The sequence below is a fragment of the Nocardia sp. NPDC058705 genome (assembly GCF_042749305.1).
Classification (GTDB): Bacteria; Actinomycetota; Actinomycetes; order Mycobacteriales; family Mycobacteriaceae; genus Nocardia.
Genome location: NZ_JBHYRN010000030.1, coordinates 21,037 through 41,120 on the forward strand (window position 1 = coordinate 21,037; position 20,084 = coordinate 41,120).

The 20,084-nt window shown below is 67.5% G+C and carries 17 protein-coding genes; 11 read left to right on the forward strand and 6 right to left on the reverse strand.

Features of this window, described 5'->3' with window-relative positions:
- Window positions 1-4 precede the first annotated feature (4 nt).
- Window positions 5-721, reverse strand: a complete 717-nt coding sequence (locus ACFW6D_RS26820) for an NUDIX domain-containing protein (protein ID WP_379332570.1) — start codon at window positions 719-721, stop codon at window positions 5-7.
- 78 nt (window positions 722-799) lie between these two features.
- On the opposite strand from ACFW6D_RS26820, the gene nadA reads away from it, so the two are divergent.
- The 4 genes from nadA (at window position 800) to ACFW6D_RS26840 (ending at window position 5,775) form a co-directional block, all read left to right on the forward strand.
- Window positions 800-1,837, forward strand: coding sequence for a quinolinate synthase NadA (gene nadA / locus ACFW6D_RS26825; protein ID WP_379332572.1), 1,038 nt, complete (start codon window positions 800-802; stop codon window positions 1,835-1,837).
- Between the two features lie 32 nt (window positions 1,838-1,869).
- Window positions 1,870-3,540: an L-aspartate oxidase gene (locus ACFW6D_RS26830; RefSeq protein WP_379332574.1), complete on the forward strand. Its 1,671-nt coding sequence runs from the start codon at window positions 1,870-1,872 to the stop codon at window positions 3,538-3,540.
- A 159-nt stretch (window positions 3,541-3,699) separates the two neighbouring features.
- Window positions 3,700-4,560 carry a carboxylating nicotinate-nucleotide diphosphorylase gene (gene nadC, locus ACFW6D_RS26835; RefSeq protein ID WP_379332576.1) on the forward strand — a complete coding sequence of 287 codons (861 nt, stop codon included), beginning with the start codon at window positions 3,700-3,702 and terminating at the stop codon, window positions 4,558-4,560.
- Window positions 4,561-4,641: 81 nt separating this feature from the next.
- On the forward strand, window positions 4,642-5,775 hold the full coding sequence (locus ACFW6D_RS26840; protein ID WP_379332578.1) for a hypothetical protein: 1,134 nt from the start codon (window positions 4,642-4,644) through the stop codon (window positions 5,773-5,775).
- A 17-nt stretch (window positions 5,776-5,792) separates the two neighbouring features.
- Here ACFW6D_RS26840 and ACFW6D_RS26845 read toward each other — a convergent pair whose 3' ends face one another.
- The 5 genes from ACFW6D_RS26845 to ACFW6D_RS26865 form a co-directional block, all read right to left on the reverse strand.
- Complete coding sequence (locus tag ACFW6D_RS26845; protein WP_379235062.1) at window positions 5,793-5,990, reverse strand: hypothetical protein; 198 nt, start codon at window positions 5,988-5,990, stop codon at window positions 5,793-5,795.
- Between the two features lie 175 nt (window positions 5,991-6,165).
- Entirely contained in the window at window positions 6,166-7,359 is a 1,194-nt protein-coding gene (locus ACFW6D_RS26850) for a type II toxin-antitoxin system HipA family toxin (RefSeq protein ID WP_379332580.1), read from the reverse strand.
- Entirely contained in the window at window positions 7,356-7,628 is a 273-nt protein-coding gene (locus ACFW6D_RS26855) for a helix-turn-helix transcriptional regulator (RefSeq protein WP_379332582.1), read from the reverse strand. Before ACFW6D_RS26855 ends, ACFW6D_RS26850 begins: the two co-directional genes overlap by 4 nt.
- A 538-nt stretch (window positions 7,629-8,166) precedes the next feature.
- Window positions 8,167-9,345 carry a winged helix DNA-binding domain-containing protein gene (locus tag ACFW6D_RS26860; RefSeq protein WP_379332584.1) on the reverse strand — a complete coding sequence of 393 codons (1,179 nt, stop codon included), beginning with the start codon at window positions 9,343-9,345 and terminating at the stop codon, window positions 8,167-8,169.
- 52 nt (window positions 9,346-9,397) lie between these two features.
- Window positions 9,398-9,922 carry a hypothetical protein gene (locus ACFW6D_RS26865; RefSeq protein ID WP_379332586.1) on the reverse strand — a complete coding sequence of 175 codons (525 nt, stop codon included), beginning with the start codon at window positions 9,920-9,922 and terminating at the stop codon, window positions 9,398-9,400.
- Between the two features lie 125 nt (window positions 9,923-10,047).
- Between ACFW6D_RS26865 and ACFW6D_RS26870 the strand changes: the two genes are divergently transcribed.
- From ACFW6D_RS26870 to ACFW6D_RS26900, 7 genes are all read left to right on the forward strand, one after another.
- The gene (locus ACFW6D_RS26870) at window positions 10,048-12,264 is read left to right on the forward strand and encodes a TRAP transporter permease (RefSeq protein WP_379332588.1); all 2,217 of its coding nucleotides are present in this window, start codon (window positions 10,048-10,050) and stop codon (window positions 12,262-12,264) included.
- A 44-nt stretch (window positions 12,265-12,308) separates the two neighbouring features.
- Window positions 12,309-13,289, forward strand: coding sequence for a TAXI family TRAP transporter solute-binding subunit (locus tag ACFW6D_RS26875; protein WP_379332590.1), 981 nt, complete (start codon window positions 12,309-12,311; stop codon window positions 13,287-13,289).
- 151 nt (window positions 13,290-13,440) lie between these two features.
- Window positions 13,441-13,809: an arylamine N-acetyltransferase gene (locus ACFW6D_RS26880; RefSeq protein ID WP_379332592.1), complete on the forward strand. Its 369-nt coding sequence runs from the start codon at window positions 13,441-13,443 to the stop codon at window positions 13,807-13,809.
- A complete protein-coding gene (locus ACFW6D_RS26885) occupies window positions 13,758-14,285 on the forward strand; it encodes an arylamine N-acetyltransferase (protein ID WP_379332594.1) in 528 nt (175 codons plus the stop codon). Before ACFW6D_RS26880 ends, ACFW6D_RS26885 begins: the two co-directional genes overlap by 52 nt.
- A 150-nt stretch (window positions 14,286-14,435) precedes the next feature.
- Window positions 14,436-16,454, forward strand: coding sequence for an acyltransferase family protein (locus ACFW6D_RS26890; RefSeq protein WP_379332670.1), 2,019 nt, complete (start codon window positions 14,436-14,438; stop codon window positions 16,452-16,454).
- Between the two features lie 68 nt (window positions 16,455-16,522).
- Window positions 16,523-18,265: a penicillin-binding transpeptidase domain-containing protein gene (locus tag ACFW6D_RS26895; protein ID WP_379332596.1), complete on the forward strand. Its 1,743-nt coding sequence runs from the start codon at window positions 16,523-16,525 to the stop codon at window positions 18,263-18,265.
- Window positions 18,266-18,353: 88 nt separating this feature from the next.
- Window positions 18,354-19,961 (forward strand): serine/threonine-protein kinase, encoded by a 1,608-nt coding sequence (locus ACFW6D_RS26900; RefSeq protein ID WP_379332598.1) that lies wholly within the window; start codon window positions 18,354-18,356, stop codon window positions 19,959-19,961.
- Window positions 19,962-20,084 lie beyond the last annotated feature (123 nt).

A 20,084-nucleotide genomic window follows, 5' to 3' on the forward strand; every position in this document is an offset into this window, starting at 1 on the left:
AAAGTCAATTCGGGGGGCGGAGGGCGGCGAATTCGTCGGTGACGCGGAGGCCGGAGTCGGTGAAGCGGTAGAGGGCGGCGGGGCGGCCGCCTGCTCGGCCGGGGGGTGCGGTGGCGCCGGTGGGGGTGATCACCTTGCGGCGGGTGAGGACTCGTTGGAGGTTGGTGGTGTCTACGTCGTAGCCGAGTGCGGCGCAATAGATTTCGCGCAGGGTCGACATGGTGAAGGTGTCGGGGGCCAGGGCGTAGGCGATGTTGGTGTAGGAGAGTTTGGAGGCCAGGCGGGTGCGGGCGTGGTCGACGACGGTGCGGTGGTCGAAGGACATGTCGGGCAGGTTCGAGACCGGGTGCCAGGTGGTGTCGGAGGGGAGTTCGGGCTCGGTGGTGAGGGGGACCAGGCCGAGGTAGGCCGAGGCGATGCGGCGCGGGGCGGGGACCCGGTCGGGGTCGCTGAACACCGACAGCTGTTCGAGGTGGTGTAGGTCGCGCACGTCGACCTTCTCGGCGAGCTGGCGGCGGGCGGAGGTGTCGAGGTCCTCGTCGTCGCGAAGGCGGCCACCGGGTAGTGACCACGTGCCGATCTGCGGATCGAGCGCGCGTTCCCACAGCAGCACCGCCAGTTCCGGGTGCTTGGTGCTCCTACCTGCGGAAACGTCGACGGGAAAGCGGCGAACCTGGAACACCGCGGTGAGTGATTCGTGGATGGTGTTACTATGGGGCACGTTTTCGATTATAAGTCGAAAACCTGGTTTGGTGCGAATCGCGGCGATGGAGCCGCTCGCACGAGGAAGGGAGCCACCATGGCGACGACGACTGCACAGCAGACGCTGATGGACTCGATCTTCGATGGACCCGGCGGGTTCGCGGGTGTCGAAGCGACGCCGGAGTGGGCGCAGGAAGTGCGCCGCCTGGCGCGCGAACGCAATGCGACCATCCTCGCGCACAACTACCAGTTGCCCGAGATCCAGGACGTGGCCGACCACGTCGGCGACTCGCTGGCACTCTCACGCATCGCGGCCGAGGCCGAAGAGGACACGATCGTGTTCTGCGGCGTGCACTTCATGGCCGAGACCGCCAAGATCCTCAGCCCGGCCAAGACCGTGCTCATCCCGGATCAGCGCGCCGGTTGCTCGCTGGCGGATTCGATCTCAGCCGAGGAACTGCGTGCGTGGAAGGCCGAGCACCCCGACGCGATGGTGGTGTCGTATGTGAACACCACCGCCGAGGTGAAGGCGCTCACCGACATCTGCTGCACCTCCTCCAACGCCGTCGACGTGGTCGACTCGATCGACCCCGACCGTGAGGTGCTGTTCCTGCCCGACCAGTTCCTCGGTGCGCACGTGAAGCGCGAGACCGGCCGCGAGAACATGCACATCTGGGCGGGTGAGTGCCACGTGCACGCCGGCATCAACGGCGACGAGCTCACCGAGCAGGCCCGCACCCACCCCGACGCCGAGCTGTTCGTGCACCCGGAGTGCGGTTGCGCCACCTCGGCGCTGTACCTGGCCGGCGAGGGCGCCTTCCCGGCCGAGCGGGTGCACATCCTGTCGACCGGCGGGATGATCGACGCGGCGAAGGCGTCGACCTCGAACCAGGTGCTGGTGGCGACCGAGATCGGCATGCTGCACCAGCTGCGCAAGGCCGCGCCCGGGATCGACTTCCAGGCCGTCAACGATCGCGCGTCGTGCAAGTACATGAAGATGATCACCCCGGCCGCGCTGCTGCGGTGCCTGGTCGAGGGCGCCGACGAGGTGCACGTCGACCTGGCGATGGCCGAGGCCGGGCGGGCGTCCGTGCAGCGGATGATCGCGATCGGCAACTCCGGCGGTGGCGAGTGACCGGCGGCGTTCGGCCGAGTCGGTAGTCGACCATGATGGTTTCCTGGGAGGCCGAGGTCGACCTGGTGGTCATCGGCGGTGGCGTCGCGGGACTCACCGCGGCGCGCACGGCCTCGTTGCGTGGGCTGCGGGTGCTCATTCTGAGCAAGGGCGGTCCCACCGATACGTCGACGCAGTACGCCCAAGGTGGCATCGCAGTTGTTGCGCCCCAGCGTGATTCGGTCGACTCGCATGTACGTGACACGGTCGAGGCCGGTGCCGGGTTGTGCGAGGTCGACGCGGTGCGTTCGATCGTCGAGGGTGGTCAGGCGGCGGTTGCCGCGCTGACCGACCTCGGTGCGGTGTTCGATCTCGGTCGTGACGGGCAGATCTCGCGTACTCGTGAGGGCGGGCACAGCGCCCGGCGCATCATTCACGCCGGTGGGGACGCGACTGGCGCCGAGGTGCAGCGTGCACTCAATGCAGCCGGGTTGCCGGTGATATTCGGTGCCGCCGCATTGCGTGTGGTGACCGGTGCACAGGGTGTGCAGGGCGTTATCGCGGTGTCGGACAATGGTTTCGGTGTCGTGCACACGCCTGCCGTGCTGCTCGCAACCGGTGGGCTCGGGCAGCTCTACGCCCTGAGCACCAATCCGCCGGGAGCTACCGCCGACGGTGTGGCGTTGGCCTTGCGGGCCGGGGCGGCAGTGGCCGATCTCGAGTTCGTGCAGTTCCATCCGACGGTGCTCTATACGCCGGGCGGCGTGGGCCGCCGCCCGTTGATCAGCGAAGCCGTTCGCGGAGAAGGTGCGATACTCGTTGACTTCCAAGGGAACTCGGTAACCGCCGGAGTGCATCCGCGTGGCGATCTGGCGCCGCGGGATGTGGTGTCGCGGGCGATCGCGGAGCGGATGCGGGCGACGGGTACCGATCATGTGTTCCTGGACGCTCGGGCCATCGAGGGATTCGCCCAGCGTTTCCCGACGATCACCGCCTCGTGCCTGGCGACGGGTATCGACCCTGCGGCGCAACTGATTCCGGTCGCGCCCGCCGCGCACTACCAATGCGGTGGCGTGCTCACCGATACCCACGGGCGGACCGAAGTACCCGGTCTCTACGCGGCCGGAGAGGTCGCGCGGACCGGGCTCCACGGTGCCAACCGGCTGGCATCCAACAGTTTGCTCGAGGGGCTGGTAGTCGGTGAACGGGCTGGCGCGGCGGCTGCCGAGCGACTCGGTGTGCGGGCTCGGGTCGACGACATCGGTGCGGGGACAGTCGAATTCGCCGACCGTGCGATCGTGCAGCAAGCGATGACCGCGCACGCCTCTGTGGTGCGTGACGGTGGCGGACTCGCTGAGGCGCTGGAGCGGATCGAGGCGGCGACGTCGCTGCTCGATCCCATCGAGGGTTCGGGGTGCAGCCGTGTCGACGCCGGCAACTCGGTGGTAGCAGCAGGGTCGAAACCTACTGTGTCCGGTTCGGTAGCTGCCCGGCAGCTTCGACGTATCGAGGACTCGGCGCTCACGGTGACGGCGCGTGCGCTGTTGCTCGCGGCGGCGGCGCGCACCGAGAGCAGGGGCTGCCACACGCGTTCGGAGTATCCCGAGGCCGTCGACCGGCAGCGGCACAGCACCGCTGTTCGTCTCGGTAGGCACGGTGATCTCGAACTGTCCACCGTGGCAGTCGATTTCGAGCCGGTGTCGACGGGGCTGCGATGCGAGTAGTCGACGCGTCATCGGCCGGCCCGTCAACCGCATCATTCAGCTGACTGGGTGAGGGTTCCGCTGATGCCGAGACCGGTTGTTGTACAAGAAATTCCGCAGGAGACGAAGTCTTCGCCGATCGACGCGGCGCACAGTCGCGGCGAGAACAGGAGTGCAGTGATGGCTCTGGATGCCACCCTCGACCGTGATGAGCTGCTGACGCTGATCCGCACCGCCCTCGACGAGGACCTGCGATACGGCCCCGATGTCACCACGATCGCCACCGTCCCCGCGGACGCGGTGAGCAAGGCCTCGGTGGTCTCGCGTCAGCACGGTACCGTCGCGGGCCTGGACGTCGGGCTGCTCGTGCTCGACGAAGTGCTCGGCGCGGGCACCTACGAGATCACCGCGCGCGTCGCCGACGGCACCCGGGTGGAGCCCGGCACCTCGGTACTGAGCATCGTCGCCCCCACGCGCGGCCTGCTCACCGCCGAACGGACCATGCTCAACCTCGTCTGCCACCTGTCCGGGATCGCGACCGCGACCGCCGCGTGGGTCGACGCGGTCGAGGGCACCGACTGCAAAATCCGTGACAGCCGCAAAACCCTGCCGGGCCTGCGCGCCCTGCAGAAGTACGCGGTCCGGGTCGGCGGTGGCGTGAACCACCGGATGGGGCTCGGTGATGCCGCGCTGATCAAGGACAACCATGTCGTGGCGGCGGGTTCGGTCGTCAACGCCTTGCGCGCGGTCCGCGAACTGGCACCGGATATCGCCTGTGAGGTCGAGGTCGACAGCCTCGAACAACTCGATGCGGTGCTCGCCGAGAACGTCGAACTCGTGCTGCTGGACAACTTCCCGCTCTGGCAGACCCAAGCCGCTGTTCAGCGCCGCAATACCAACGCGCCCGACACGAAACTCGAGTCCTCCGGCGGACTTTCGCTCGATCAGGCCGCTGAGTACGCGGGCACCGGCGTCGACTACCTGGCCATCGGCGCGCTGACCCACTCGGTCCGTGTGCTCGATCTCGGCTTGGACATGTGAGCCGCTGACCTGCGGTGATCGGTGGTGGACATGCGGATCGGCTTCCGTGATCGGCCGACCGCCTGCCGGTAACCTCGCTGGATGAACCGCTGGAATCAGTACGGGCTACCGCTCCTTCTGGCGTTGTGTTCGACATTGCTGGTCACGGTGATGGGTCTGGTGGCCGAGGATCTGCTGCCCGCCGCACTGGCGCAGATCATCGTGTTCTTCGCTCTGCTGGCGTTGTTCCTGCTGGTGGCGTTGCTCCAGTTGCGGTATCTGTGGCGCAGGAACACTTCCGGGACGCTGTACTACCTGCGCGCCGACAGCAGTCGGGTGCCGTCACTGCACGGGGCCGCCATCTCGGCCGCAGCGGAGCAGACCCAGGATCTGTGCGCGGTCCGGCGCACCTTTTCGACCGCCACGTCCGATGGAGCGGTGGATCTGCGCGGCATCGTCGGCGAGGTTCGAGCGATCTTCGACGCCGCGCTCAACGCCGACAGCAGCGACTCCGGCTACTCGGTGGTGCCCGACTTCGCCTGGCCGGTGGCGGTCTCGATCGGCTACGACTGGCTGCCCCGGCCCGGCACCTGGCTGGTGGCCGTCGACGAAGGCGGCCCACCGGCAGCCTTCTCCTACCCGGCGACCGGCACGCATTCGGCGGCACCGTTCGCGCCGTTGCCGCAACTGCGCCACGCCGCGATGGTGCACGGCGCCCCGGTCCTGTTGCCCGATGGGCCAACCGAAGATGCTGCCGCACAAAGGATCCGACTACTGATCGCAGTCTCCGAAGGTGACATGGCCGAGGTGGTCGCCGCGACATCATCGGCAGGACGTCGGCTGACCGCCACCGAACTGGCCGACACCGGCGGCCGCGCCCCCGTCTTCGCCGTCGGCTACGGCGCCACCGCCGACGAACCGACCCTCGACCTACGCGGTGACGGCAACGGCGGCCACGACCTGCGCGCCGCCGCCGACCAACTCACCCAAGCCATCCGGCTGTACCTCGACCGCTTCCCCAACGCCCACATCGAACTGGTCCTCGACGCCCCCGACATCCTGTCCCTCGCCATCGGCTGGCGCCTGGCCAACCCCGGCGACGCCGACATGCGCTCGCGCATCTGGGAATTCTGGGACCGAGTGGTGCCGCTATACGGCGACATCGGCCCCGACAGAGAGCCGCGCGTGGTCGCACTGTGGGTCCACCCGGCCCAAGCCGAACCGTCTTTGCGCTGAATCCCCGCAGCTCAGAGCTATGTGCGCTCAGCGGCAGCATGCCACCAAGCGGGTGGCGACGGGTGCATCGGCTGCGATTCCGGTTGGTCGGGGTGCAGGCCCAGCGGGTACAGGGCCTCGCCGCGGACCGCTACACCGACGACACAGCCGATGCGGCCGTCGGCATGCTGGGCACGCATGAGATCGAAGCGGATGTCTTCGGCGGAAAACGGCATCCAGTCGACTCCGCGGTCACGCAGTCAACCGCGCAGGGCACTGATCGGTCGCGGTGCGCCCTTGACGGCGTCATAGGCCAGCAGTCGAATCCATTCGGGCTGTTCGGTATTCATGTGAACACTATGACGGATGTGTCTGCGGATCGGGACTCCAACCGATATCGAGCCGGGGGTGCTACGAGTCGAGCGTCTGCTCCAACTCGCCGCGGCGCAAGCGCAGCTCACGACGAGTTCTGTTCAAGGGTGACCCGGTAAAGGGCAGCCGGTCGAGATCGACCGTCGCGGCCGCGCGGAGCGCAAGGCGTTGCGCGGATGTCGCGGCTTTGGACGGCAGGCCGATTTCTGCGGCGAAAGCGGACCAGTGCTTCGGCCGTAAACCCTTGGTGCGTCCGGCGATCGGCAGCGCCATCGAATCGTCGTCGTATATCAAGGTGCAGGGGATGTCGTAGATGGGTGCGGCATCCCAGCGCCCCTCGCTGTCCTGGAGGACGCCGACGTTCTTCCCGTGTAGGTCACCGTTGCCGGTCAACCACGCGAAGAGGAACTGCAAGTAGAGATTTCGTGCTGCGAGGACAGGGGCGCGAACCATCCCGGTGATCGCTGCGACAACATCGATCGTGTCGACGTTGTACTTCGCCGATGGCGGCAATCCGAGCAGTTGGGTTGCATCTTCGAATGCGAGACGACGCCACGCATCACCTTCGTGGACACGGTCGAAGCGGCGGACAAGCAAGCCTGGCTGCCCGGATTTGTCATGCACGAGATCCGAACCAGCGACCTCCAACTTCAATGCTCGCGCCGCGGCCAGGTGTGCGGCTTCGTTCTCGATCAGATGCGGGTATTCCGGCTGTGACAGCTTCAGGATGAATCGACCGAAGCCGGCTGCGATCGGCGTACTGATCATCGACGCGCTCGCCTTGTTCTGGATGCCTGGAATGGCCTGCCGGTCGACGTCGTCTATGAGCCGGTCGAATTCGAGCTCGTCCGCTGACATGCAGTCGACGAGCGCGGGAACGTCGACAGGGTCCGCACCGGCGGGAAAAACCTGAACATCACCGGGGACATCGGCACCGACGGCGAGGAGCAGGCTGAGTTCGTCGTCGGCGCTGGTCTTTACCGCACGACGAAGCACCGTCAAGCGGTGTCCCTCTGGCAGAAGTCCCGCGAAGAACGGCGGGACCGACCCTGATCCGCCGGTAACCGGTTCAGTGTCGAGGGGCAATGTCGATGCGATCGGATCGCCGGAATACTCAGGTATGTACCGGAATTCGGTACCACCATCGTCGGTTCTGCGGATGGAGGCAGCAAGATGGCCTGCCTTGTAGACATCAGCGCTGCTGACCCTGCGTAGCGCTTCGAAGTCCGTCACGGCGACACCGTCAGCGTCAGTCCCAGTGCGCCGGCCACCGCAGTGACCGTGCCGATGCTGGTCGAACCTCGACCCTGTTCGATATCGCGAACCGTGCGCGTGGAGGTATCCGCCACTTCGGCAAGCTGCTCTTGGGTCAGGTGGTGGCGGCGGCGCTCCACCCGGATCTTCGCCCCGATGTCTTTCAGTACATCCACGGTCCACCTCCGATCAGCAGAATATTGCCGAATTGATAGCTCTGCTTGTAGAGAGTACTCGAAATTGGACATAATCGGTAGTATTCTGCCGATCTCTTGTCTGGCGGGGTGTCTTCGTGGCCAGCAGCGACAAACCGGCAGAATGCTGCCGGAAGTCTGGCGACCGTTGGGCAGGTCCGGCGGGCAGCTCTGTTGATCCGTCGACATCAGCGCGGCCGGCCGGCCCGTCACCTGATGCCGGGCCCAGCTCGACAACTCCGCTCGTGCCGCAGTTCCCCGCCGCGACATCGCCACCCGCCACGCGGACACAGATCATCCAGCAAACGAACTGTGCTGGCGGAGCGGTGTGTTGGTGGCACCTGCCCGACTTCAAAGGATTATGGGACGAACAAGAGCACGGCGAGGTGCCCCCTAGCGCGCCAGAAAACTGCCTCGAGCTCGGTGTAGGCAGTCCCGGACCACTGACCGCGATGTCTGTGATGAACGGCAGCAATGTGGCGCAGACATTTCGGGAGAAGGGCGATTGTCGAGGGGAGTCGATCGTCGTCATGCCCGGGAAACAAGAGTCGAGGCTCGTGAAGTTTTCCCGAAAGCGGTCAGCGGATAGCTCTCAAGCGGTGAGTTCGCGTTGGAGGGGGGTGCGGAAGCGGGGGATGGCTCGGGTTTCCCCGAACCAGGTTGTGGTGCGGGCTGTTTCGGCTTCGATGAGTTTTCGGGTATCGGTGCCCACATCTTCGAGGAGGCGGGTTACTACTTCGCCGTCGGGGCGTTGGGCCCAGCCGCCGACTATGCGACCGTCGGCCCAGATGGAGGGGCCGATGTTGCCGTTGGTGTCGAAGAGGGCAGGGGCGTGGGGGCCGAGGAACCAGTCTCGGGATTGCCAGCCCATGGGGGTGGGGTCGAGGGCGGGGAGCAGGGCTGCCCAGGGTTCGGGGGTGGGGACGGGGGCGAGGTCGTCGGCGAGGAGTATGCCGGGGGTGCCGTCGAGGTCTACTTCTACTGTGTCCAGTTCCGCCAAGGCTTTTCGGACTTCGCTGAGGGTCCAGCCGGTCCACCATTTCAGGTCGGTGATCGGGGCCGGGCCGAAGGTGTACAGCCACTGACGGACCAGCTCGACGCGGGCCTCGGCGGCTGGGAGTGGTGAAAATCCTTCTGATAGCCAGGTTTCCACGGGCGCCCAGGTGTACTGGCTGCTGGTCCAGCTGCCGTTCGGGCGGCCGCGCACGATCCGGCCCTCGGCGCCGAGCACCACGAGCACCCAGGTGGTGATGCTGGTCGGTTTGGAATAGGACTTGCCGGGAGCGGTGTCGATCTGGGTGCGCAGGCGTGGCACGTCTTTGCTCAGCTGAGCGCCGGTCGCCGCGCCGCGGGACAGCAACGCCGCGTGGGTTTCTGATTCGACATCGGCCAGCCACGTTGCGATATCGCCGTCGATCACGCCGGCCTGCTCGATATAGCGGCCGTACGTACGGCGTTGCTTGTGGGCCAGCGCATCGCAGGTGGATGCCTGCAGCACCGGCAGCAGCTCGGTCGGCGCGACGAACATCGTGCGACGCATGGCGAGCATCCGAATCAGGGAACGGTCGTCGTACAACGCCTTCTCGACATCAGCCGGTGTCAGGTCCACGCCACGAGCGCCGACCGAAAGAAACACTGTCGCAGGGTCGGTGGCATGCAGGACCACCATCGAACGCGCGATGTCGACAGGGTCGGTCGAGCGGGCCGACGGCGCGAGACGATGCCTGACCGCCAGGCGGGCGCGACGCTGCGCGATATCGATCGAGAGCATGACCGGGATAGTAGGCGCGGGCACCGACAACCGGGCGCACCTCGAGGATCGATTACTGCGAAGGGGAGAGCCCACCGAGGAATGCGGCGGCCGCACGGTGTGAACCCAGCCGCACGAACGTGAGGTGCTGATACGCCGGATCCGATTGTGCGGCAAGGTAGCCGGATCGATTCTTCGCGTGGGTCGTCCACGCCCACATGATCACCGACCGTTGGGGATCGAGGGAGAGCATGTTCGCCAAGCGCTCGCGGTTGCCGTTCCAGAGCTCACGCCCGGTCAGGAACCGGCCCACGGTCCGGCGGACGATCTGGCGCATGACCAGCGACCGCGGCAGATCGAACCACGCCACCGTATCGGCGCGCTGCCACACGAGATCGCCGAGTTTGCCCCGATAGTTGCCGTCGACCACCCAGGCGTCCCCGGCGATCTGCTCGGCAACGGCGGCCTGGAAATCGGGCGCGGACATCGGAGTCCAGTTCGGTTGGTGATGGATCGCATCCAGTTCGATGTGTGGGATGTCGAGCTGGTGTGAGATCTGGCGGGCCAGCGTGGTCTTGCCGGATCCCGACGTTCCCATCAGAACAATTCGTCGCATCGCAGCCACGACAACATTATCCACCCCTTCGTAGTGTCCATTTTGTGCAGGCGGTGTGGTTGTCGGTTTCGCTCCCGGGGTGGGAATCTCGTTGCTATCGTCCGCTCATGAACGCAGCGCCACCGGTTGTTACTGCGGCTGAGCTGGGGGTGGATGACGAGGAGCGGCCTGCTCGGGTGCTCTCGGGGTTTACCGGGCGGCTGGTGGGGGTTGTTGCGCTCGGTCTGGCATTTTTGTCGGTGTGGCAGGTGTTTCGACCGTTGGCGCAGGGGAGTCAGTACTACCTGGTTGTTTTTCTGGCTGTCGCGTTGCCGTTGGTGTATTTGAGCTATCGGTCGTGGTGGGGGCCGCTGGACCGGGCTGACGGGCCTTCGGTGCTCGACTGGGTGTTGGCCGGGGTCACCCTGGTGGTGTGTTTGTATCCGGTGCTGCCGATTCGGATCGGTGACGCGGGTGGGGGATACGACGCGTTTCTCGACCGGCAGGGAATGCTGGCGCCGCTCGATGTGGTGATGGGTGGGTTGCTGCTGGTGCTCGTGCTCGAGGCGTGCAGGCGGACGACCGGGGTGATCTTGCCGATCGTGTGTCTGGTGTTTCTGGCGTACGGGTATTACGGCGGGCTGTTGCCGCAGGATTGGTCGATCGCCCACGCGGGGCTCGATGTCGATCAGATCGTCGACGCGCTGTACAACTCCGGCAGTGGGTTCTACGGCACTCCGTTGGATGTGGCAGCCAGTTACATCGTGTTGTTCACGCTGTACGGTGCGGTGCTCGAATTCTCCGGTGCCGCACGGTTCTTCGTCGAACTGTCCGTCTCGCTGTTCCGTCGCTCGCACAGTGCGGCGGGCCGTACGGCGGTGGCGTCGGGGTTTTTGCTCGGGACCGTTTCGGGGTCGGGGACCGCGACCGCGGTGAGTACCGGTGCGGTGACCTGGCCGATTCTGCGCAAGGCCGGATACCGGCCCGAGCAGGCGGGCGGGATGCTGGCCGCGGCCGGTGTCGGTGCGATTCTGTCGCCGCCGACGTTGGGTGTCGCGGCGTTCATCGTCGCCGAGTATCTCGATGTGTCGTATGTGACGGTGCTCGGGTGGGCGCTGATCCCGACGCTGCTGTATTACCTCGGGATTCTGCTGTCGGTCGAGATCGACGCGCGCCGCATCCACGCGGACGGGCGCGCACCGGCGGATCTGGCGGACGGGCCGCTGCCGACGCCGTGGTGGAAACTGCTGGGGCGCTTCGGGTATCACTTCTCGTCGCTGATCGTGATCGTTGTGCTGCTGTTGGTCGGGGTGAGTGCGACGCGAGCTGTCGTCTATGCGACCGTGCTGGCGCTGCTGCTGGCCATCCCGGATCGGATGCTGCGCGGATCCGACGAGGTGGATACCGGAGCCGCGACGGCCGCCATGGTGAAACGTGGTGCCGCACAGAATATCCGGGACGCAACGACGGCCGACCAGGCTCGCGACGATGCGCATACCCCAGCGGACGGCATGACCTCGACCAAGGAGGCGGCCACGCGGGACGGGCATCGCTGGACGCGAAAAACTGTGACGCAGTTCGCGATCGAGGCCTTGCGCGCACTCTCGCTCGGCATGCGTTCGGCACTGCCCGTGGTCGCGGTGTGTGCGGCAGCAGGTGTGATCACCGCGATGACCACCAAGACCGGACTCGGCGCGCAATTGGCCGCGCTGCTGGTCAAAGCCGGCTCCGCACTGTCGGATGATCCCGCGATCGTCCTGGCGACCACCGCTGTGCTGGCGGCGATCGCCTTGTCGCTGCTCGGTCTGGCGGTCCCGGTGACGGCGTCGTTCGTGATCGGCTGGGTGATCATCGGGCCCGCGCTGCTCGACCTGCACGTCGCCGCACCGGCCGCGGCCATGTTCGTCTTCTACTTCTCGGTGCTCTCGGAAGTGACCCCGCCGACCGCGCTGGCCGCCGTCGGTGCGGCGGCGGTGACCGGCGCGAAGGCGATGCCGACGATGTGGCACGCCCTGCGCTACGCCCTGCCTGCCTTCCTGGTGCCACTGATGTTCGTGCTCACCGACTCCGGGCAGCACCTGCTCGGGCGCGGCCCGTGGCTCGACGTGCTGTGGGTGAGCGCCGCCGCCTGCGTGGGTGTCGCGGCGCTGGCGGCGGCGACCGGCGGCTGGTTGTTCGGGATCGGCGCCATCGGACCGATCCCGCGCGGACTGGCCGCTGCGGCAGGCCTGACACTGCTGTACCCGAATCCGATCGCCACCGGGATCGGGCTCGGGTTGCTGGTCGTCGCCGCGGTGGCGGGGCTCGTCGATCGCACGCGGCGAACAGCCACGGACACACCGTAATTCACATCGAACCGGCGGCATCGCCGTCGACGAGAGGGGACCTGATGGTCAGAAGTATTGTCGCCGTGGTCGCGGCCGCGGCATTGCTCACCGGCTGTGGTGGCCGCCAGGACACCCCGACGGCCGACGCGGGCGGTGAGGTGACCTGTGAAGTGAAGCAGGACACCAGGATCGGTATCGCCACCGGCAACGCCACCGGTGTGTACTTCGCGCTCGGCAACGCCTACGCCGAACAGATCTCGACCGCCACCAACGGCACCGTCAAGGCCACCGCGGCCGAAACCGGCGCCTCGGTGCAGAACATCCAGCAGGTCGTCGGCGGCACCTACCAGGTCGGCTTCTCCCTCGCCGACTCCGCGGCCGACGCGGTCGCGGGCAAGGGCAGCTTCACCACCGCACAGCCGATCCGCGCGCTGGCCCGGCTCTACGACAACTACACCCAGGTCATCGTGCGCACCGACGCGGGCATCAACTCGCTGGCCGACCTGCGCGGCAAACGGGTCTCCACCGGCTCGCCCAAATCGGGCACCGAGGTGATCGCCCAGCGTGTGCTGCAGGCCGCCGGTCTCAACCCCGACAGTGACGTGTCCGCCCAGCGCCTTGACCTGACCAAGACCGTCGACGGCCTCAAGGACGGATCCATCGACGCCATGTTCTGGTCCGGTGGCCTGCCGACACCCGGCATCACCGACCTGTTCACCACAGCCAAGGACAAGGTGCGCTTCCTCGATATCACCGGAGTGCTGCCGAAACTGAAGGAGATCAACCCGGTCTACGAGACGGGCTCGATCCCCGCCGCCACCTACGGCCTGTCCGCCGATACCCCGACCATCGTGGTGCCCAACCTGCTCGTTGTCCGCGACGACCTCGACGCGAACCTTGCCTGCGTGCTGACCAAGACGCTGCTGGATCGCAAACCCCAACTGGAACAGGCGAACCCAGCCGCCAAGGGGATCAACGCCGACACCGCGAGCAAGACGGCGCCGGTGCAGTTGCACCGCGGGTCCGAGGTCGCGCTGCGCTGACGAACCGGCGTAATCGTACAAAACGCGGCTCGAAAATCAGATATCTGAATGAACGGCCGCGAATTGTACGATTACGCCGGGCCGAGTCCAGGGGAACAAACGTTCACCGGACCGTGGTTGTGCGAAAGACAACCAACGGAACGGGGACGCGATGACCGACGATCACGGCTGGCAGGGTGACGACCTCGATCTGGACGCCTACCTGGCCCGGATCGGCTACGACGGACCGCGCACCGCCTCGGTCGAAACCCTGCGCGCCCTGGTACGCGCCCACACCACCACCATCCCGTTCGAGAATCTCGAGATCATCCTCGGACGCGGCATCCCCCTTGACCTCGCTTCGCTGCAGGACAAGATGATCCGGCAGCGGCGCGGTGGGTACTGCTTCGAGAACGCCGCGCTCTTCGCCGCCGCGCTGGAGCGGCTCGGGTTCGGTGTCTCGGGACTCAGCGGCCGGGTCACCTACGGGTGGCCGACACCGGAGCGCTGCGACCCGCCACCCACGCCCTGCTGCGCGTGACCACTCCCGACGACGACCGCGTGTGGATCTGCGATGTCGGGTTCGGCTTCGGACCTCTCGAACCGTACGAATTGGTCGACAGCGCAGGCGAATTCGCCCTCGGTGAGTGGCGCTACCGGCTCGAACGTCGGGCCGACCAGTGGGTGATGTTCCAGTTCGGCCGCGACGGCTGGATCGACCGCTACACCTTCACCGAGAACCCGCAGTTCCGCATCGACTACGCGGTCGGCAACCACTTCGTGTCGACCTCACCGCGCTCGCCGTTCACCACCCGGCCCTTCCTCCAGCGCTTCCTGCCCGAGGTCCACTACGTGCTCGACGACCTGACGCTCATCACGGAATACCCGGACGGCACCGGCACTTCGCGTGATCTCGACCCCACCGAGCTCACCAAGATTCTGGGCGAAACCTTCGACATCGACCTCACCGAAACCGACGCCGCCACCCTCGCGACCACCCCCTGGCGACGCGGATAGCACCCCGCCCGCGCGGCACGGCGGTTTGCTTCCTGGATGGCGCTACGGCAAATTGATGGTTACTTGCCGGGAAACAATTCCTTTGTGGGGGCCGATTCTGTGGGTTCGATGGTGCCGAATGTCCGTAGTGCGTCGCGGGTCGATGGCGGTATGGCGGTCGGCGGCACCGTCGCACGACGACAGGATCTGGACGGCCTACGCGGGGTAGCGATCGCGCTCGTGGTGGCGTTCCACGTGTGGGCCGGGCGCGTATCCGGCGGTGTCGATGTCTTTCTGGTGCTGTCGGGGTTCTTCTTCACCGGCGCGGTGGTGCGCGCAGTGGAGCGGGCCGGTGGCGTTTCGGCGGGGGAGACCGCGCGCCGGACCGCGCGCCGACTGATGCCGTCGCTGGTGGTGGTGTTAGCGGCGGTTCTGCTCGCCACCGTGTTCTTGCGGCCGTACACCCAGCTGGGCGAGGCCACCGTGCAGACCTTGGCCTCGATGTTCTACAGCCAGAACTGGTACCTGGCGACCGCCGAACTCGACTACCTCTCGCCCGATCCGTCGGTGAGTCCGCTGCAGCACCTGTGGTCGATGTCGGTGCAGGGGCAGTTCTACCTGGCGATCTTCGCGCTCCTCGCGGGATGGGCCTGGTTGCGCCGACGCGGTGCGGCCGGGCGGGCCGCCCTGGTGATCGTGCTGGTCGGGCTCGGGTCGCTGTCGTTCTGGTACGCGGCGTCGGGGACCACACAGCACCAGGCGTGGACCTATTACGACAGTTTCGCGCGCGGCTGGGAACTGCTGGCCGGTGCGATTCTGGCCGTGGCGGCACCCTGGTTGCGGATGCCGAACCGGCTGCGTGGGCTCGCGGCGGCGATCGGGCTCGCCATGGTGGTCTCGTGCGGGCCGCTGTTCGACGGCGCGCATCAGTTCCCCGGCGTCGCGGCGCTGTGGCCGGTGCTCGCGGCCTGCCTGGTGATCGCGTCGGGGTTCGGCGCGACCGCGCGGGCGTGGCCGAACCGGGTGCTGGCCGGTCGGTTCTGCACCGAACTCGGCGCGATCGCCTACCCGCTGTACCTGTGGCACTGGCCGATCCTCATCTTCTATCTCGGTGAGACCGGGCGGGCCGAGGCCGGGGTCGTCGACGGGCTGGTGGTGATCGGCGCCTCGCTGGTGCTGGCCTACGCGACGACCCGGCTGATCGAGACGCCGCTGCGGATGCCCCCGCGCGGTCAGCGGGCCGACAACCGCAAGCCGACCGGCGCGCTGGTCACCGCGATGGCCGTGGCGGTGTTGATCGCCTCGGTGGGTTGGCAGGTGGTGCTGGTGGCGAACCCGGCCGTGCCGCCGCAGGCGCTGGACGCCCAGCGCTACCCGGGCGCCCAGGCGCTGCTGTCCGGTGCCGAGTACTCGCCGGAACCCATGCGCCCCACCGTCTTCGAAGGCCAGGCCGACACACCGTCGCCGACCACCGACGGCTGCATCACGCCCGACCGGGAGGTTCGCGTCTGCACCTACGGCGACCCCACGGCCGACCGCTCGATCGCGCTGGTCGGCGGCTCACACTCCGAGCACTGGCTGCCCGCGCTGGAAGTGCTCGGCGTCGAACACGGGTTCCGGGTGATCTCCTATCTCAAAGAGGGCTGCCCGGTGGTCCTCGCCGACGAGCCGTCCTACGCGGAGTGGCCGTTCCCCGAATGCCACGAGTGGTCCGTCGAGGTGCTCGACCGGCTGTCCGCCGAACCGCCGAACTGGGTGCTGACGCTGTCCACCCGCTACCGCATGAACGGCGTCGGCGACGAGGTGCCCGCCGAATACCTCGAGGTGTGGACGGCCATGCAGGATCGCGGATTCAACGTGCTCGCACTGCGGGATACCCCACGATTGCGCCGCGACGGCGTGCTCTACCGCGCCACCGATTGCCTGGCCTACCGCGGCGACCCCGACAGCTGCGGGCTCGACCGCGCCGAAGTCCTCGACCCGCACGATCCCGCCCAGGAACCGGCCGCCGGCTACCCGAACGTCCATCCGATCGATCTGTCCGACGCGGTGTGCCGACCGCAGCGCTGCCGGGTGGTGGAGGGCAATGTGCTCATCTATCGCGACGAACACCACCTGACCGCCAGTTACGCCCGCTCGCTCGCCCCCGAACTCGGCCGTCAGATCGGGGCGATCACGGGCTGGTGGTAGCCAGGCGGACTCCTCACCGCCGCAACAACAACCCCACCGGCACCACAGATCGGGCTACTCTCGGATCCGTGCGCATCCCACGGAAGGCATCGGTCCTGCTCGTCGCGCTCGCTGCGTTTCCCGTCGCCTGCTCGTCCGGGCCGGACCAACCCGAGACCGTTGTCGAGTCCTTCGCCGCCGCGCTGACCAGCGGAGACGCTGCCGCCGCCGCGGCATTGACCGACGCACCAGAGCAAGCGCGCCCGGTCCTGACCGCGCTGTTCGACAACCTCGGCCGCAACGACACGGTCCGGCTGACCTCGACCGACGGCAAGTCCTTCACGCTGGAATCCACCTGGAAGTTCGGCCCCGACGGGCGCAACGCGTGGACCTATTCGAGTGCCGGAACCACTACCGGCGCCGACGAGTGGAAGATCGCCTGGCAGCCGACCACGGTCGCGCCCGGTCTCGATCTCGGCCCGCTCAGCTACAGCCCGGTCGAAGCGAAACCGGCACGCGTCCTCGACGCCACGGGCGGTGACCTGATGACCCAGCAGGTGGTGACGCTGGTGAACGTCGCACCCGATGCGGACCTGGCCGCCACCGCGGCGCTGCTCGCGCCGCAGGGCGTCACCGAGGCCGGCTTGCAGGCGGATCTCGCTGCGGCACAGGGCAAACCGATTACCGCCGTCGCGCTGCGCGAGGCCGACATCGCGCCGGTGCAACAGGCATTGACGGGTGTGCGCGGGGTGACGCTCGCGCCGCAGACCCGGCTGCTCACCGTCGACAAAACCCTGGCAGGCCCCACGATCGGCGGCCTGGCCGAGATCTGGCAGGAACAGGCCGACACCGCCGCGGGCTGGGCGATCCGCGCGCAGACCGCCACGGGCACCCAGCGCATCGCCGGACCCGACGCGAAGCCCACCGCAGACATCGCCAGCACCCTCGACATCGACCTGCAGCACGCCGCCGAGGACGCACTGACCCCGATCGCCACCCCGGCCGCCATCGTCGCGCTGCGCCCCTCGACGGGCGAGGTCCTCGCGGTGGCGCAGAACGCGCCCGCCGACGCCCAGGGCCCGATCGCGCTCACCGGGCTCTACCCGCCGGGGTCCACGTTCAAGACCGTCACGGTCTCGGCCGCGCTGCAAGCGGGCGGCCTCACCCCCGACACGGTGCTGCCGTGCCCCGGTCGCGCCACCATCGAGGGACGAACGATTCCCAACGACAACGGCTTCGACCTGGGTATGGTGCCTCTGCACACCGCGTTCGCACGCTCGTGCAACACCACGATGGCCGAACTGGGAGTGAAATTGCCTGCCGACGGACTCACCGCGGCCGCCCGACAACTCGGTCTCGGGGTCGACTATGTGACACCCGGCTTGACGACTGTCACCGGGAAGGTTCCACCCGCCGAAACCCCGGCGCAACGGGTCGAATCGAGCATCGGGCAGGGCACGGTGACCGCCTCGCCGTTCGGTATGGCGCTCGTCGCGGCCTCTCTCGCGCACGGTTCCGCGCCCCCGCCGAGCATTATTCGCGGGCGCCCCGGCGCTCCGGATCGGACGTCGACGCCGGTGCCCCCAGCGGTGACGTCGCAGATAGAGGCCATGATGGGGGAGACGGTGAGCGCCGGTACCGCCACGGCGCTGCGTGACATCCCCGGCCTGCTCGGCAAGACCGGCACCGCCGAGTACCTCGACGACACCCACGCGCACGGCTGGTTCGTCGGAATCAAAGACGATCTGGCGTTCGCGGTGTTCGTTTCCGACGCCGGAAGCTCCGGACCGGCGGTCGAGGCAGCGCGACGGTTGCTGCGTGTGACACCATGAGTCATCTTTCCCTCCGCAGGCGAGCAATCCCCCCGCTGCCGCACGCGGTCATCACCCAGCCAGCTACACTCGTCGGCGGACCATATCCATGGTCAATACGCGGGATGTCACAATTTCGAGAAGGTTCGGAGTAGGCGCCATCGATACCGGTCAGAAGATCGCGGAGCATTACCGCCTGGTCGAGCGTATTGGTAGCGGCGGCACAGGCGTTGTATGGCGTGCTGTCGACGAACGCCTCCAACGCTCCGTGGCAGTGAAGCAGATCCACATCAAACCCAGCTTGCCCGAGGGCGAGCGGGATGTGTTGCGCCAGCGCGCGATTCGGGAAGCCCGCAACGCGGCACGCTTCCAGCATCCCAATGCCATCGTGGTCTTCGACATCACCGAGCACAACGGTGATCCGTGCCTGGTGATGGAGTACCTCAAGTCGGTCAGCCTCGCGGGAGAGCTGGGTCAGAAGGGCCCGCTGCCGCTGCTGGAGGTGGCCCGCATCGGTGAGAAGGTCGCCTCCTCGCTGATCGCCGCCCACCAGGCGGGCTTGGTGCACCGCGACGTGAAACCGGGCAATATCCTGCTCGGTGACCACGGTGAGGTGAAAATCACCGACTTCGGCATCTCCCGTGCCGCCGGTGACGTGACCCTCACCGAAACCGGGCTGATCTGCGGCACCGCCGCCTATCTGGCACCCGAGGTGGCGCGTGGCTCCGACCCGACCCCCGCCGCCGACGTATTCGCCCTCGGCGCAACGCTTTTCCACGCGCTGGAAGGCGAACCGCCCTACGGCGCCAACGCCAACCCGCTTGCCGTGCTCTACGCCGCCGCCAACGGGCAGGTGCGCGAGCCGCACAACGCGGGCCCGGCCACCGATTTCCTGCTCGACCTGCTCAGCCCGGACCCCCTCGATCGTCCGACGATGACCGAGGCCCGCGACGCGCTGGCGCATTTCGCCGAGGACGACAACGCGGTCCCCGCCGGATTCGTGCCTGCCAGTGAGGCTTTCGGCCGTCGCAATTCCGCGGCGACCACCCAGGTGATCCGGCAGTCGGGGCGTCGCGCCTCGCACGCCGGAGCGTCCACGGCGACGACCCGGCAGATCCGGTCGAACCCGCGCCCCCAGCAGGTCCGTCAGGACACCGCCGCGCATCCGCGCACCCAGGCCCAGCCCGCGCCCGTGCATCGCAAGCAGGCAGGCAAGGGGCGCGCGGTACTGATCGGGTCCGGTGTGGGTGCGGTTGTCGCGGCGGTCGCCGTCGCGATCAGCGCGTTCAGCGGTTCGGACTCGGATTCACCGCAGGTGCAGGCGGGTCCGCCGACCTCGATTCAGGCTTCGGCGACCCCCAAGCCCAGTGCGGCGCTTCCCCCGCTCGGACAGGCCAGCAACGTCGGCACCGTCGATATCGGTTCGGCCGGTCTGCTCGTCGAGAACTTCTACAGCAATCCGGCGGGCTCCTGGTCGCTGCTCACCCCGGCCGCGCAGAAGGTCTACGGCAGTGAGGCCGATTTCCGCGCGTACTGGAACGACCGCACTGTCCAGAGCTTCGCCAGCATCATGGCCGTGAGCGGTAACAATGCCGACGGATCCACGGACATGCGCCTGGCCAGCATCACGGTCGACGGCACCACCAAGGCGCTGGTCATGCGCGTGGTGAACGCCGGCGGTTCCCTGCGCATCGACGACGACACCCGCGTTCAGTAGCAGCCGGGCGAGCCGATCAGTGGCTCGCCCGTGCTGTCTCGGCGGACCGTTCGGTCTGGTCGCGCGGGACGTGCTGGAAAAGCGATGGCGGGCGGGCATTAGGCTGGTGGCTGACCTTCAGGC